The organism is Streptomyces sp. NBC_01520 (assembly GCF_045040375.1).
GTDB lineage: Bacteria > Actinomycetota > Actinomycetes > Streptomycetales > Streptomycetaceae > Streptomyces.
This window is the reverse complement of the sequence record NZ_CP109404.1, coordinates 2,210,533-2,224,372: the sequence shown is the minus strand read 5'-3', so window position 1 is coordinate 2,224,372 and position 13,840 is coordinate 2,210,533. Positions and strand designations below refer to the sequence as shown.

Annotated in this window: 15 protein-coding genes; 8 read left to right on the top strand and 7 right to left on the bottom strand. The window is 70.8% G+C overall.

The features are described 5' to 3' along the window. Positions 1 to 30 precede the first annotated feature (30 nt). Positions 31 to 528 (top strand): carboxymuconolactone decarboxylase family protein, encoded by a 498-nt coding sequence (locus OG524_RS10110; protein WP_405809898.1) that lies wholly within the window; start codon positions 31 to 33, stop codon positions 526 to 528. A 50-nt stretch (positions 529 to 578) separates the two neighbouring features. Here OG524_RS10110 and OG524_RS10105 read toward each other — a convergent pair whose 3' ends face one another. Then, positions 579 to 938: an arsenate reductase family protein gene (locus OG524_RS10105; protein WP_405391274.1), complete on the bottom strand. Its 360-nt coding sequence runs from the start codon at positions 936 to 938 to the stop codon at positions 579 to 581. A gap of 120 nt (positions 939 to 1,058) precedes the next feature. Between OG524_RS10105 and OG524_RS10100 the strand changes: the two genes are divergently transcribed. The 5 genes from OG524_RS10100 to OG524_RS10080 all read left to right on the top strand — a co-directional run bounded on the left by OG524_RS10100 (position 1,059) and on the right by OG524_RS10080 (position 5,903). Beyond that, on the top strand, positions 1,059 to 1,328 hold the full coding sequence (locus tag OG524_RS10100) for a hypothetical protein (protein ID WP_384492637.1): 270 nt from the start codon (positions 1,059 to 1,061) through the stop codon (positions 1,326 to 1,328). A gap of 80 nt (positions 1,329 to 1,408) precedes the next feature. Then, positions 1,409 to 2,197, top strand: a complete 789-nt coding sequence (locus tag OG524_RS10095; protein ID WP_405391275.1) for a hypothetical protein — start codon at positions 1,409 to 1,411, stop codon at positions 2,195 to 2,197. 108 nt (positions 2,198 to 2,305) lie between these two features. Continuing rightward, on the top strand, positions 2,306 to 3,169 hold the full coding sequence (locus OG524_RS10090; protein WP_405391276.1) for an arpA protein: 864 nt from the start codon (positions 2,306 to 2,308) through the stop codon (positions 3,167 to 3,169). Between the two features lie 58 nt (positions 3,170 to 3,227). Further along, positions 3,228 to 4,043, top strand: a complete 816-nt coding sequence (locus OG524_RS10085; RefSeq protein WP_405391277.1) for a class I SAM-dependent methyltransferase — start codon at positions 3,228 to 3,230, stop codon at positions 4,041 to 4,043. Between the two features lie 48 nt (positions 4,044 to 4,091). Continuing rightward, the gene (locus tag OG524_RS10080; protein ID WP_405391278.1) at positions 4,092 to 5,903 is read left to right on the top strand and encodes a choline/carnitine O-acyltransferase; all 1,812 of its coding nucleotides are present in this window, start codon (positions 4,092 to 4,094) and stop codon (positions 5,901 to 5,903) included. A 79-nt stretch (positions 5,904 to 5,982) separates the two neighbouring features. On the opposite strand, the gene OG524_RS10075 is transcribed toward OG524_RS10080, so the two are convergent. Both OG524_RS10075 and glnA read right to left on the bottom strand, forming a co-directional pair. Then, entirely contained in the window at positions 5,983 to 6,192 is a 210-nt protein-coding gene (locus OG524_RS10075; RefSeq protein ID WP_405809894.1) for a hypothetical protein, read from the bottom strand. A gap of 322 nt (positions 6,193 to 6,514) precedes the next feature. Next, positions 6,515 to 7,924: a type I glutamate--ammonia ligase gene (gene glnA, locus OG524_RS10070; RefSeq protein ID WP_405809893.1), complete on the bottom strand. Its 1,410-nt coding sequence runs from the start codon at positions 7,922 to 7,924 to the stop codon at positions 6,515 to 6,517. 220 nt (positions 7,925 to 8,144) lie between these two features. Between glnA and OG524_RS10065 the strand changes: the two genes are divergently transcribed. Further along, entirely contained in the window at positions 8,145 to 8,612 is a 468-nt protein-coding gene (locus tag OG524_RS10065) for an RDD family protein (RefSeq protein ID WP_405391281.1), read from the top strand. Positions 8,613 to 8,715: 103 nt separating this feature from the next. On the opposite strand, the gene OG524_RS10060 is transcribed toward OG524_RS10065, so the two are convergent. The 4 genes from OG524_RS10060 to lipB all read right to left on the bottom strand — a co-directional run bounded on the left by OG524_RS10060 (position 8,716) and on the right by lipB (position 11,837). Further along, positions 8,716 to 9,423, bottom strand: a complete 708-nt coding sequence (locus OG524_RS10060) for a DUF4191 domain-containing protein (protein WP_405809890.1) — start codon at positions 9,421 to 9,423, stop codon at positions 8,716 to 8,718. 30 nt (positions 9,424 to 9,453) lie between these two features. Next, positions 9,454 to 9,654 (bottom strand): hypothetical protein, encoded by a 201-nt coding sequence (locus OG524_RS10055; protein WP_405391283.1) that lies wholly within the window; start codon positions 9,652 to 9,654, stop codon positions 9,454 to 9,456. A 272-nt stretch (positions 9,655 to 9,926) separates the two neighbouring features. Further along, positions 9,927 to 10,904, bottom strand: coding sequence for a lipoyl synthase (gene lipA / locus OG524_RS10050; protein ID WP_405391284.1), 978 nt, complete (start codon positions 10,902 to 10,904; stop codon positions 9,927 to 9,929). Between the two features lie 123 nt (positions 10,905 to 11,027). Continuing rightward, entirely contained in the window at positions 11,028 to 11,837 is an 810-nt protein-coding gene (gene lipB / locus OG524_RS10045; protein ID WP_405391285.1) for a lipoyl(octanoyl) transferase LipB, read from the bottom strand. Positions 11,838 to 12,116: 279 nt separating this feature from the next. Between lipB and OG524_RS10040 the strand changes: the two genes are divergently transcribed. Further along, positions 12,117 to 13,835 carry a regulator gene (locus OG524_RS10040; RefSeq protein WP_405809888.1) on the top strand — a complete coding sequence of 573 codons (1,719 nt, stop codon included), beginning with the start codon at positions 12,117 to 12,119 and terminating at the stop codon, positions 13,833 to 13,835. Positions 13,836 to 13,840 lie beyond the last annotated feature (5 nt).

Sequence of the window (13,840 nt, the reverse complement as noted above, 5' to 3'; positions counted from 1 at the left end):
CCGGTCACCGAACCTCGTAGATTCGTACCCATGACGACGACAGAGATCAAGTCCGGCACCGACACGGCCACCGCCGCCTCCACCGTCCGGCTCAATTTCGCCCAGGCCGCGCCCAAGGTCTTCCGCGCCGTGATCGGACTGGACGCGGCGGCCCGCGAGGGCCTGGACCCGGCTCTCGTGGAACTGGTCCAGATCCGCTCCTCGCACCTCAACCACTGCGCGTACTGCCTCCACATGCACACCACCGACGCCCGCAAGGCGGGGGAGAGCGAGGAGCGGCTGCACATGGCCGCCGTGTGGCAGGAGGCGGCGCACTTCTTCACGCCGAAGGAGCAGGCCGCCCTCGCCCTCACGGACGCCGTCACCCGCGTCGCGGACGCCGGAGTGCCCGACGCGGTCCACGAGCGCGCCGCGGCCCACTTCGACGAGCGGGAACTGGCCCAGCTCCTGGCCCTGATCCTCACGATCAACACCTGGAACCGCATCGCCCTCGCCACGGCGAAGCGCGCGGGCACGGACGAGCGCTGAGCGCCGCGCCGCGGGGGCCCTGATCCCGCCGGGGCCCTGGGCGTGCCGGCTCACCGCCCGAGGGCGTCCCGTACGGCTTCCTCCGACCGGCCCACCACGGCCGTCCCGTCCTCCGCGGTGATGATCGGCCGCTGGATCAGCTTCGGGTGCTCCGCCAGCGCCGAGATCCACCGCTCGCGCGAACCCGCGTCCTTCACCCACTCCTTGAGCCCCAGCTCCTTCGCGTCCGCCTCCTGGGTCCGGGTGATGTCCCAGGGCTCCAGCCCCAGCCGGTCGAGCACGGCACGGATCTCGTCGGGGGAGGGCACGTCCTCCAGGTAGCGGCGGACCGTGTACTCGGCGCCCTCGGCGTCGAGCAGATCCACCGCGCTGCGGCACTTGGAACAGGCGGGATTGATCCAGATCTCCATGGGGCCAAGGGTACGGGAGGGATCTCCGAAATAGCCTCTGGCCAGGGGCGATTGTCAGTGGGAGGCAGTAAAATGGAGGGAGTTCGTGAGGGTTCCACCACTGTGCCAGGAGGTTTGCCGATGGCCGTTGCCACAGCCACGACCGAGCCGCTCCACCAGCCCCTGCGGAAGAAGCCGCTCCCCGCGGGACGGCCCCGCGAGTGGTACGTCTCGCACAACCGCCGCCTCAAGGCCATGCGCCTGGCGATCGCCCTGCTCGACACGGGCGTCTACCAGCCGTCGAGCGCCGACAACCACAGGATCCGTGCGACAGCCGACCGCCTCGCCATCCACCCGCCGTCCGACACCACCTGCCGCATGGTCCGCGCGCTGATCCGCTACGGCCGCTGACACCCGCCGCCTGTGCCTCCGGGAAACCCGGGGGCACAGGCGCGTCCGGTGATGTCGGAGGGCGGTGACAGACTGCCCGGATGTCACTCGCAGACCTGACCTTCGGCCACTGGCACACCCTCGGCCGTGACACCGCCGCGCGGTACGTGGAGGAGGCCGCCCGCAAGGTGGACGGCCGGCTCGTCCGGCAGGCCGGCGCCCCGCACCACGCGGTCGTCGAACGGGCGGGTGCGCACTACGCGTTGATACCCGGCGGCGAGGTGACCGTCGGCTTCGACGCCGACGCCTGGCAGCCGCTGCCCGACCAGCTCGTCTCGTACCGGGAGGAGAGCGTCGCCGGCGGCTTCGGCTTCGACGAGGACCCGCGGGCCCATCTTGCGCAGACGCTGACCCCGCGGCGCACCGTCTCGCTGCCCGCCGTGCTGATGGCGGTCGAGCCCCTGAAGCTCCCCGAGCTCCCCGCACTGGTCCCCGCCCTGCTGGCCGCGGACGGCCTGCTGCTGCCGGACCCGGACGCCTGGGAGCACGCCTGCGGCGCCGGCGCCACGACGCTGTTCCGCTGGGGGAACCACTGCCCGCCCGGCGCCCCGTACGGCACGGAGGGAACCGGTCCGCACCACGCCCCGAACGCCTTCGGACTGCACATCGCCTACGACGTCTACGACACCCCCGAGATGACCTCCGACCCGGGTTCCGTATACGGCGGCGACGGCGGTGAAGCGGTCTGCGGCGGCTACGGCACCTTCCTGGAGTGGCTGCCGCTGGCCACCGCCAACCACAACCCGTCCATGGCGGACTTCCTCGACGGCCCCGAGGGCGAGGACATGTTCGAGGACTTCAACGTCCGCCCGGTCATCGCTCTGGACTGACCGGCACACCGAGTGTGACGTGTCACAGACAACGCAGCGTCCACTGTGGGAACTTCAACTCTGTTACTCCTCAGTTGTGTTACCGACGCGCGCGTGGAGAGGGTCGAATTGAGCACTCTGCAAGCCATCACGCTCGACCAGGTGGTCGACACGGACCGCTACCCCCTGTCGGACCCCGGAAGCGACGAGGCCCGGGCCGTGGTGGCACGGGCCGGGCAGGAACTGGCCACGGTCGGCTGCACCGTCCTTCCGGACTTCGTCCGTCCGTCGCTCCACGAGGTGCTGCGCCAGGAGTGCGCCGCCTTCGCCCCCCAGGCGTACTACGACGTCGAGACGGTCAACGTCTACAACATCGCCGTGGACGCGGACCTCCCCGACGGCCATCCGGGCCGCCGCACGCTCCGGCGCGGCAACGCCTTCGTGGCCCGCGACCGCATCCCCGAGGGCGCCCTCATCGCCCGGCTCTACGGGCACACGATGTTCCAGCGCTTCGTCGCCGACTGCTTCGGGCTGCCACGGCTGCACGAGCTCGCCGACCCGCTCTCCGGGCTCGTGCTCAACGTCGTACGCCCCGGGATGGAGCACCCCTGGCACTTCGACACCAACGAGTACACGGTCAGCATGCTCACCCAGCGGGCCGGCACCGGCGGCGAGTTCGAGTACTGCCCGAACATCAGGTCCGCCGAGGACGAGCGCTTCGACGCCGTCCGCGACGTGCTCGACGGCACCGCCCGGGGCGAACGGCTGCCGCTCAGGCCGGGCGACCTGCAGCTGTTCATGGGCCGCTACTCACTGCACCGCGTCAGCCCCGTACAGGGCGACGTGGCACGCCACTCCGCGATCTTCGCCTACAGCGAGCGCCCCGGCGTGATCGGGAGCGTGGCACGGACCCGGCAGCTCTTCGGCCGCGTCCTGCCCGAACACCTGGCCGCCGAAGGCCGGGCCGTACGGAGCGACCGCCTGCTGGACTGACGGGCGGCCCGCGCAGACAGTTCCTGCCCCGCACGCCTTCCACCAAGGAGTAGGCCCCTTGCGTTTCGACGCGACCGGAAAAGTCTCCCTCGACCACATCTACACCGCGCCCGACCCGCGCACGTACTTCGAGGTGCTCCGCCCCCTCGGCTACTGCGTCCCGCAGCAGGCCAAGCCCTACTTCGAGAAGATCGTCAAGGAGTACCGGGAGTCCGAACAGGTCGACGCCCCCAAGATCCTGGACATCGGCTGCTCCTACGGGATCAACGCCGCCCTCCTGAAGTACGACGCGACGATGGACGAGCTGTACGCCCGCTACGGCGACGCCGCCGGGATGTCCCGCGGCGAACTGCTGGCCCGCGACCGCGGCCTCTCCCGCTCGCGCGGACCCGGGCACGGCCTCCGCTTCACCGGCCTGGACGCCTCCACGAGTGCCCTGGCCTACGCACACGAGGCCGGATTCCTGGACGACACGGTCCACGCCGACCTGGAGACGGACGACCCCACACCGGAGCAGCATGCCCTGCTCACCGGGACGGACCTCGTGATCTCGACGGGCTGCATCGGCTACGTCACCGAACGCACCCTCACCCGCGTCGTGCACGCCCAGGGCGAACGCCGCCCCTGGATGGCGCACTTCGTGCTGAGGATGTTCCCGTTCGACCCCGTCGAGGAAGCCCTCGCCGGACTCGGATACCGCACCGTGCGGGTCGACGACGTCTTCAAGCAGCGCAAGTTCGCCGACCCGCAGGAACAGGCACTCGTCCTCGACAGCATGGCGGCGGCCGGAGTGGATGCGCGGGGCCTGGAGGAGGAAGGCTGGATGTACGCCCAGCTGTACGTCTCCCGCCCGCACCAGGACCCCGCCCGCTGAACCCCGCCCGCCGAGCACCCGCACCCACCGACCGAAAGCAGAGCCGAATTGAACGTCAGCCAGGAAGCAGCGGTCAGCGCCACCTTCGCCCGGGAGGGCGGCCTGCCACGCGTGCCGCTGCCCACGCTCGAAGCCAGCTGCGAGAGGTTCCTCGCCTGGTGCGCACCGCTGCTGAACGCCGAGGAACGGGCCGCGACCGAGGCCGAGGCCGCTGCCTTCCTCCGGCCCGACGGCCCCGGCCGCGTCCTGCACGCGGCGCTGGAGGAGTACGACGCCACGGAGGGCGTGCACAGCTGGCTCGACACCTTCTGGCCGTACCGCTACCTCGGCCGCCGCGACCGGATCGCGCTCAACGCCAACTTCTTCTTCCTCTTCCAGGACACCGGCCAGGGGCAGCTGGACCGGGCGGCCGGACTGGTCGCCGGGGCGCTCCACTACAAGCGGCAGCTGGACGAGGGCCTCATCGCGCCGGTGGAACAGCGCGGAGTGCCCCAGTCGATGGTGCAGAACAAGTACCTGTTCTCCACGACCCGTATCCCCGGCGTCCCGCTGGACACCGTCCGCGCCCCGTACGGCGACCGTGCGCCCGGCCCGTCCACGGCCCGGCACATCGTGGTGTTCTTCCGGGGGAGCATGTTCCGGCTGGACGTACTCGGTGAGGACGGCGTCCCACACAGCCTCGACGAGATCGAGGCCGGACTGCGCGCCGTGACCAAGGCCGACGTGCACACGGACGAGGCCGACCGGGCCGGTCACCTCACCACGATGGCGCGCGCGGAATGGGCGGCGGCCAGGGACGCCCTCATCGCCCGGCACCCCCGCAACGCCGAGACGCTGGACGACATCGAGACCGCGCTCTTCTGCGTCTGCCTGGAGGACCTCGCACCCGAGGACACCAAGGCCACCTGCGACGAACTGCTGTACGGGGACAGGGGCAACCGCTGGTTCGACAAGGCCGTCTCCTTCGTCGTCTACGCGAACGGCCGGGCCGGCATCAACGTCGAGCACTGCGAGCTGGACGGGACCACCATCCTCAGCTTCACCGACGCACTGCTCAGCACGGAGCCCGAGGAACACGCACGCCTGTCCGGCGCCCGCCCGCAGGGACAGCCCGTCCCGCACCCCCTCGCGTTCGAGCTGGACGACCCCCTGCGCGCCCAGGTGCGGTCCGCCGCCGAGTCGTTCGCCGCGTACGGTGCCGCCACGGCCACCAGCACGGTCTCCTTCGACGACTTCGGCAGCACCGCGGCCAAGGCGCTCGGGGTGTCCCCGGACGCGTTCGTCCAGGCCGCCTACCAGCTGGCCCACCAGCGCGCCAAGGGGCACCTCGGCGCCACGTACGAGTCGATCGCGACCCGCCAGTTCCGGCACGGCCGCACCGAGGCGATGCGTGTCGTCACCCCCGAGATGCCGGCCTTCGTGGCGGCGATGGACGACCCCACCGCCGACCGCGACACCCGCCGCGCCGCCTTCCGCGCCGCCGCGACCGCCCATGTGACCCGCGCGAAGGAATGCCAGGCCGGGGACGCCCCCGAGCAGCACCTGTGGGAGCTGGAACTCATCCAGCGCCGCCGGGGCGCCGAGCTCGGGATCACCGAACAGCCCGCCCTGTACCGCTCACCGGGCTGGGTCACGATGCGGGACGACTACCTGAGCACCAGCTCGGCGCCGTCGGAGAACATCCAGTACTTCGGCTTCGGTTCCACGAGCAGCAAGTGCATCGGCATCGCCTACGTCCTGCTGCCCGACCGCTTCAACCTCTACCTGAGCACCCCGCAGCCGGTCGCCGACCAGATGCACGCCTTCGCGGACCGCCTCCGCGAGGCCGTCGCGGAACTGCGCGAACTACTGGCGGGCTGACAACGGACGGGCGGCGAGCGATCGTTCAGGCACAGCTCGCCGCCCGCCCGTTCGCCGCGCCCGGTGGCTCCGGGCCGGCTCATCCGTCCGACGCGCCCTCCGCCGCCCACAATTCGTCGATGCGTGTGCGAACCGCACTCACCGCAGTCACCCCCAGATCCGACGCCCACGGCAGCCCGGCCTGGTCCGTGCCCTCGGCGACGCCGACGAGGACGGCCAGGGTCAGGCGGGCCCACTGCTCCTCGGTCAAGCAGTCGGGCTTGCTGACCGGTTCTGGTGCGGGCGGCATGCTCTCCCCTTCCGGAAGGTCTGCCGGAGCACTGGTGGCGGGTGGCTGGCTGGACGACGTCAGGCCCGCCACGGTGCGGGGACGTAGCCCTTCGCCGGAGCGGGGAGCGCGTCGAGGCAACGGGCCGAGCACGCGTTGACGAGCAGCGCCAGGACATCGGTGCCGACGACGAGCGATGTCCTTGAGTGGCGAAACCGGATGGGTCGCAGGAGCGCGCAAGCAGCGAGGGCCGCCACCCCGGAGTCGGGGTGGCGGCCCTCGCGGGCATCACGTCGTCGAACCGGCCGGGCCGCGCACCTTCGTGCGCGACGGGGCCCGCCGCCTAGAGGTCGAAGTACAGCTCGAACTCGTGCGGGTGCGGCCGCAGCTGGATCGGGGCGATCTCGTGGGTGCGCTTGTAGTCGATCCACGTCTCGATCAGGTCGGGCGTGAAGACGCCGCCGGCCTGGAGGTAGTCGTGGTCCGCCTCGAGGGCGTCGAGGACCGCCGGGAGCGAGGTCGGGACCTGCTGGACGCTCGCGTGCTCCTCGGGAGCCAGCTCGTAGAGGTCCTTGTCGATCGGCTCCGGGGGCTCGATCTTGTTCTTGACGCCGTCCAGGCCGGCCATCAGCAGGGCCGAGAACGCCAGGTAAGGGTTCGAGGACGGGTCCGGGGCGCGGAACTCGACGCGCTTCGCCTTCGGGTTGGAGCCCGTGATCGGGATACGCATCGCGGCGGAGCGGTTGCGCTGCGAGTACACCATGTTGACCGGGGCCTCGAAGCCGGGGACCAGGCGGTGGTAGGAGTTCACCGTCGGGTTGGTGAAGGCCAGCAGCGACGGGGCGTGCTTCAGGATGCCGCCGATGTAGTAGCGGGCCATGTCCGACAGACCCGCGTAACCCTGCTCGTCGTAGAAGAGCGGCGTGCCGCCCTGCCACAGCGACTGGTGCACGTGCATGCCCGAGCCGTTGTCACCGAAGATCGGCTTCGGCATGAAGGTCGCGGTCTTGCCGTTGCGCCAGGCGACGTTCTTCACGATGTACTTGAAGAGCATCAGGTCGTCGGCCGCGGCGAGCAGCGTGTTGAACTTGTAGTTGATCTCCGCCTGGCCGGCGGTGCCGACCTCGTGGTGCTGGCGCTCGACCTGGAGGCCGTTCTTGTCCAGCTCCAGGGAGATCTCGGCACGCAGGTCGGCGAAGTGGTCGACCGGCGGGGTCGGGAAGTAGCCGCCCTTGTAGCGGACCTTGTAACCCCGGTTGTTCTCGGTCGCACCGGTGTTCCAGGCGCCGGCCTCGGAGTCGATGTGGTAGAAGCTCTCGTTCGCCGACGTCTGGAAGCGGACGTTGTCGAAGACGTAGAACTCGGCCTCGGGACCGAAGTACGCGGTGTCGGCGACACCGGTCGAGGCGAGGTACGCCTCCGCCTTCTTGGCCACGTTCCGCGGGTCACGGCTGTACTGCTCACCGGTGATCGGGTCGTGGATGAAGAAGTTGACGTTCACCGTCTTGTCGCGGCGGAACGGGTCGACACGGGCCGTGGACAGGTCCGCACGGAGCGCCATGTCCGACTCGTGGATGGCCTGGAAGCCGCGGATCGACGAGCCGTCGAAAGCCAGTTCCTCGGCCGGGTCGAAGGACCCTGCGGGGATGGTGAAGTGCTGCATCACACCCGGCAGGTCGCAGAACCGGACGTCGATGAACTTGACGTCGTTGTCGGCGATGTACTTCTGGACTTCGTCGGCGTTCTGGAACATCCAACTCCTCCTACTCCCGACCCGGGAAAGGGCGGGGTTGCAACTCGTTGTGCGGCCAGTGCGGTGGCACACGCTGAACCCGACCATAGGCAGGCAGGATTTCTCCAGCGTGACCCATTTGTTTCGCCCAAGTTAACCGGGCCGGGGGTAGCGGCACCTCAGCGACGTGTTCAGTGCCCCGCCCGGCCGGTCGCAAACACGGGCGCAGTACCGTGGACGGGTGGACAACAGGCAAGCAATCGGATCGTGGCTCTCGGGGCCGCGCGCGGCGGCCGAGGAGATGGGCGCCGACTTCGGTTACCGGGGCGAACGCCTCGGTCTGCCCCAGGAAGGCCCGGGGTCGGTGGCCCCGCTCGGCCGGCGCTTCGGGGCACTCTTCATCGACTGGTCCGTGTGCATGGTGATCGCATACGGGCTGCTCGCTCGCGGTGACCAGCAGGCGGCCGGGAACTGGGCGCTCGGCGTCTTTCTCGTGCTGAGCCTGCTCACGGTCGGAACCATCGGTTCCACGCCGGGCAAGCGGATCCTGGGCCTGCGGGTCATCTCCGAGGACGGCGGACGGCTCGGCGCGGGACGGGTGATCGTCCGGACCGTGCTCCTCCTCCTGGTGATCCCGGCCCTGGTCTGGGACCGCGACAGCCGCGGCCTCCACGACCGGCTGGGCCGCGCCGTCCAGGTGCGTATCTGAGGACACGGGCACGCGGAGCGGGAAACGGACGCACGGAGCGAACAGGACAAGAGGGCGGCCCCGGACGAATACGTCCGGGGCCGCCCTCTTCGTACGTGCTGCGTCAGCGCATCTTCCCGCCGCGCGGCATCCGCATGCCCTTGGGCATCGGGCCCTTCGGCAGCGGCATGTTGCTCATCAGGTCACCCATCGCCCGCAGCCGGTCGTTGGCCGCCGTGACCTGCGGGCCGGTCAGGACCCGCGGAAGCTTCAGCATCTTGGTGCGCACCTTCTTCAGCGGCACCTGGCCCTCGCCGTCACCGACGATGATGTCGTGCACCGGCACGTCCACCACGATGCGGGCCATCTTCTTCTTCTCGGCCGCCAGCAGGCCCTTCACCCGGTTCGGGTTGCCCTCGGCGACCAGCACGATGCCCGCCTTGCCGACGGCCCGGTGGACGACGTCCTGGCTGCGGTTCATCGCGACCGCCGGGGTCGTGGTCCAGCCACGGCCGACACGGTCCAGCACGGCCGCCGCGGCGCCGGGCTGTCCCTCCATCTGCCCGAAGGCCGCACGCTCGGCGCGCCGTCCGAAGATGATCGCCATTGCGAGGAGGGCCAGTACGAAGCCCAGGATGCCCGCGTAGACCGGGTGGTCGATCAAGAAGCCGATCGTGAGGAGGACGCCGAAGGTGACGATTCCCACACCCGCGACGACAAGACCGACCTTCGGGTCGGACCGCCTGGTCATCTTGTAGGTCAGGACGATCTGCTTGAGCCGCCCTGCGTTCTCGGCGCTGTCCGCGCCCTCGGTGCTTGCCTTCCTCGCCATGTAAGGAAGTTTACGTGGCCCCGGAGTGACCTAGGAACGGTGGTCGGCCACAGCCTTCAGTACGTGCTCCGCCTCGACCCGGTCCTTGGCCCTGCGGCGGTCCTCCAGGACCGCCGTCCAGGCGTTCCGGCGGGCGGTGCGCTGGCCGCTGCTCAGCAGCAGCGACTCGACGGCGCGGAGTGCGGTGGTGACGGACGGGATGGCGTTGGCTCGTACCGGCGCGGCATGCATGGTGGTCGTTCCCCCTCGGAGCGGATGCGCGCACCCGGCGCGCACTGAGTGGCGGGAAGCAGTGACGACAGCGGCCGCGTGTACCGCCGCTGCGTATGTACCTAGGGTCACTGCTCGGTGTTACCAGTGCATGACCGGTCGGTCAAACACCAATGAAACCCTGATTTCGGAGCCGCGCACGCCGACGCGGCCCATACGGGCCCCCGACCTGCGGGGAGCGTAGGGCCGCGTCGTCGCAGCGATTACCGCTCAGTAGCTTCTTGTGCTCGGATTCACACGGCGGAGGCTGCCGTTGCTCCCGCGACCGCCGCGCCCCGGCGGTCCATCGCCTGCTGGAAGAGGCGGCCGGCGCGGTACGAGGAACGCACCAGCGGCCCCGACATGACGCCGGAGTAACCGATCGCGTCGGCCTCGTCCTTCAGTTCCACGAACTCGTGCGGCTTCACCCAGCGCTCGACCGGGTGGTGCCGCGGGGTGGGCCGCAGGTACTGCGTGATCGTGATGAGCTCGCAACCCGCGTCGTACAGGTCCTGGAGCGCCTCGCTGACTTCCTCGCGGGTCTCGCCCATGCCGAGGATCAGGTTGGACTTGGTCACCAGACCGGCCTCACGGGCCCGGGTGATGACTTCCAGGGAGCGCTCGTAACGGAACCCGGGGCGGATCCGCTTGAAGATCCGCGGGACCGTCTCGACGTTGTGCGCGAGCACCTCGGGGCGCGAGGAGAAGACCTCGGCGAGCTGCTCCGGGACCGCGTTGAAGTCGGGGATCAGCAGCTCCACCTTGGTGGCGCCGGTCGCCCGCTCCGCGGTCTGCGCGTGGATCTGGCGCACCGTCTCCGCGTACAGCCAGGCGCCGCCGTCCTCCAGGTCGTCGCGTGCGACGCCGGTGATCGTGGCGTAGTTGAGGTCCATCGTGACGACGGACTCGCCCACGCGGCGGGGCTCGTCGCGGTCGAGGGCCGCGGGCTTGCCCGTGTCGATCTGGCAGAAGTCGCAGCGCCGGGTGCACTGGTCACCGCCGATGAGGAAGGTGGCCTCGCGGTCCTCCCAGCATTCGTAGATGTTCGGGCAGCCGGCCTCCTGGCACACGGTGTGCAGACCCTCGCTCTTCACGAGTTTCTGCATCTTCGTGTACTCGGGGCCCATCTTCGCCCGGGTCTTGATCCACTCGGGCTTGCGCTCGATGGGGGTCTGGCTGTTCCGGACCTCGAGGCGCAGCATCTTGCGCCCGTCGGGTGCGACAGCGGACACTCCGGCACTCCCCTTTGCTTTCGCTGCATTGGATTCTTCGGCGAACACCAGGGTACGCCCGTGGTTAGAACGGTCTTACGTCTGCCCAACCTGTGGCCGACAGGGCCTATTCCCGTGCGGTTCTCAGGCGGTCGCCGCGGTCGCGGGGGCCGCCACGGCGCGGGGCGCGAGCTCCGCGTTCTCCAGGACGTCCCTGAGGTGCCTCTCGGCGACCGGGAGCACCTCCGCGATCGTGAGGTCGCGGCCCAGCTCGTACGCGAGCGAGGTGACGCCCGCGTCCCGGATGCCGCACGGCACGATCCTGTCGAACCAGGTGTTGTCCGGGTTCACGTTCAGCGCGAAGCCGTGCATGGTCACACCCTTGGCGACCCGGATGCCGATCGCGGCCAGCTTGCGGTCCTCGCGGCGCTGGCCGGCGTTGGACGGCGCGTACTCGGGGCCGTTCATCCGGGGGTCGAACTCCTCGTCGTGCAGCCGGGGATCGAAGTCCAGCGACAGCCCGCCGAGCGAGGGCCGGTCCTCGACCGGGTCGCCGAGGACCCAGACACCGCTGCGGCCCTCGACCCGGGAGGTCTCCACGCCGAAGTCGGCGGCCGTGCGGATCAGGGCGTCCTCCAGCCGGCGCACATGGGCGACGACGTCGACCGGACGCGGCAGCTTCTGGATGGGGTAGCCGACGAGCTGGCCCGGACCGTGCCAGGTGATCTTCCCGCCGCGGTCGACGTCGACGACCGGGGTGCCGTCCAGCGGGCGCTCGCTGTCGGTCGTGCGGCGCCCCGCCGTGTAGACGGGCGGGTGCTCGAGGAGCAGGCAGGTGTCGGGGACCGTGTCCTCGAACCGGGCGGCGTGCACCTCGCGCTGCTTCTGCCAGGCCTCCTGGTAGTCGACCGCTTCCTCGCCGAATCCCAGACGGACGAACCGCAGCTCACTCACTTCGGGTGCCTCCCTACTCGCGGTGGCGGGAGGCCGGGGGGTGTCCCCGGAGCCACGTCACCATGCACTGATGTGCGCCCTCGGCCACTGTACGACCGCTCCGTGCGCCGGCGTCCGGCAGGTCGAGACCGGCACTCCCCTGTCAGCGATGTCCACAATCCTCACACGATCGGATGAATGTGGAGCGAACGTCGTCGATGCGGCAGCCGGGCCAGCTAAATTCGCGCCGTTCCATAAGGGCTGCCCGCCGGGCCCCGAAGGCAGGAGACCCTAGAGCTGATGTCGGAACGACCTCCGCAGCGCACCCCCAACCGGCGGCTCGCTGCGCTCATCGCGGAAGCCGGATTCTCCCATGCGGGCCTGGCCCGCAGGGTGGATCAGCTGGGCCTCGAACACGGCCTCGACCTGCGGTACGACAAGACCTCGGTGACCCGCTGGCTGCGCGGTCAGCAGCCGCGGGGCACCACCCCCGCCCTGATCGCCGAGGTCTTCACCCGGCGGCTGGGGCGGCGGCTCTCGGCGCAGGACCTGGGCCTGGACGCGTGCGCGCCCGTCTACGCGGGTCTGGAGTTCGCGGCCACACCCACCGAGGCCGTCGACATCGTCAGCGGGCTGTGGCGGAAGGACTCGGGCAGCCACGCGGAGCTGCGGAAGATCGCGTTCACCCCGGCCGGACTGGTCGTTCCCAGCCGGGACTGGCTGATCGGGCGCGCCGACGAGTGGGTCGGCCGCGGCGAACCCGCGCCGGTGACCGGAGCGCCCGGCCTGCCGGCCCCGCGGACCCCGGCCGAGGCCAACGGCCTGCGGACGGCGAACGGGCCGCACACCGCCAATGACTCCGGCAAGCCCCACGGCCCCGCGGGCGCGCCAGGAGCGGGCACCCACGGAGCCGGGGCACACGGAGGCGGCACACACGGAGCCGGTGCACACGGTGCGGGCGCCCATGGAGCCGGAGCGCACGGGACGGCCGCGCACGGGTCGGGCGTCCACGGTGGCCGGCCCGGCACCCGCGGCCCCGGTTCCTCCCGTCCGCCCGGCCCCGCGGCACCGCCCCCGGGCGTCCCGCGCCAGCGGCAGACCGACCGGGGCCCCGGCCAGCGGGTCGGCAGCGGCGACGTGGCCGCCCTGCGATCGGTCGGTGAGCTCTTCCGCACGCTGGACAACGCGTACGGCGGCGGCCACGCCCGGCAGGCCCTCGTGCGGTACCTGGAGCACGAGGCCGAGCCCATGCTCCGCGGGAGCTACGGAGAGACGATCGGCCGGCGGCTCTTCTCGGCGGTCGCCGACCTGACCCGGCTGGCGGGCTGGACCTCGTACGACATCGCGGCGCACGGCCTCGCCCAGCGGTACTTCGTCCAGGCGCTGCGGCTCGCACAGGCCGCCGGGGACCGGGCGTACGGCTCGTTCGTCCTGATCACGATGAGCCGGCAGGCGGTCTACCTCGGGCACGGCAGGGAAGCCGTCCAGCTGGCCCGGGTCGCCCAGCAGGGCATCGGCTCGTCCGCGCCGTCCGTCGTCATGGCGATGCTGCACGCGGTCGAGGCGCGCGGGCACGGCGTGCTCGGCGAGACCAGGGCCTGCGTCGCCGCCCTCGTACGGGCCGAACGTTCCCTGCAGGCCGCCCGGGCCGGCGACGACGTGCCGCACTGGTCCCGCTACTTCGACGAGGCGCAGCTGGCCGACGAATTCGGTCACTGCCACCGCGATCTGCAGCAGTACCGGGTGTCCGCCCAGCACGCCGAGCGGTCCCTCCAGCTGCGCGCTCCGGCGTACGCCCGCAGCAGGCTGTTCTGCCGGGTGGTGCTGGCCTCCGCCCGGCTCGGCCTCGGTGAGCTGGACCAGGCCTGCCTGCTGGGCGCCGAGGCGGCCCAGCAGGCTTCGGAGATGCGGTCGGTGCGCGCGACGGAGTACGTACGGGACTTCGAGCGCCGCCTGGAGCCCTACCGGGACGCGGTCGCCGTACGCGGGTACCGCGACCGGGTCGCCGCGCTGGGCTGACCGGC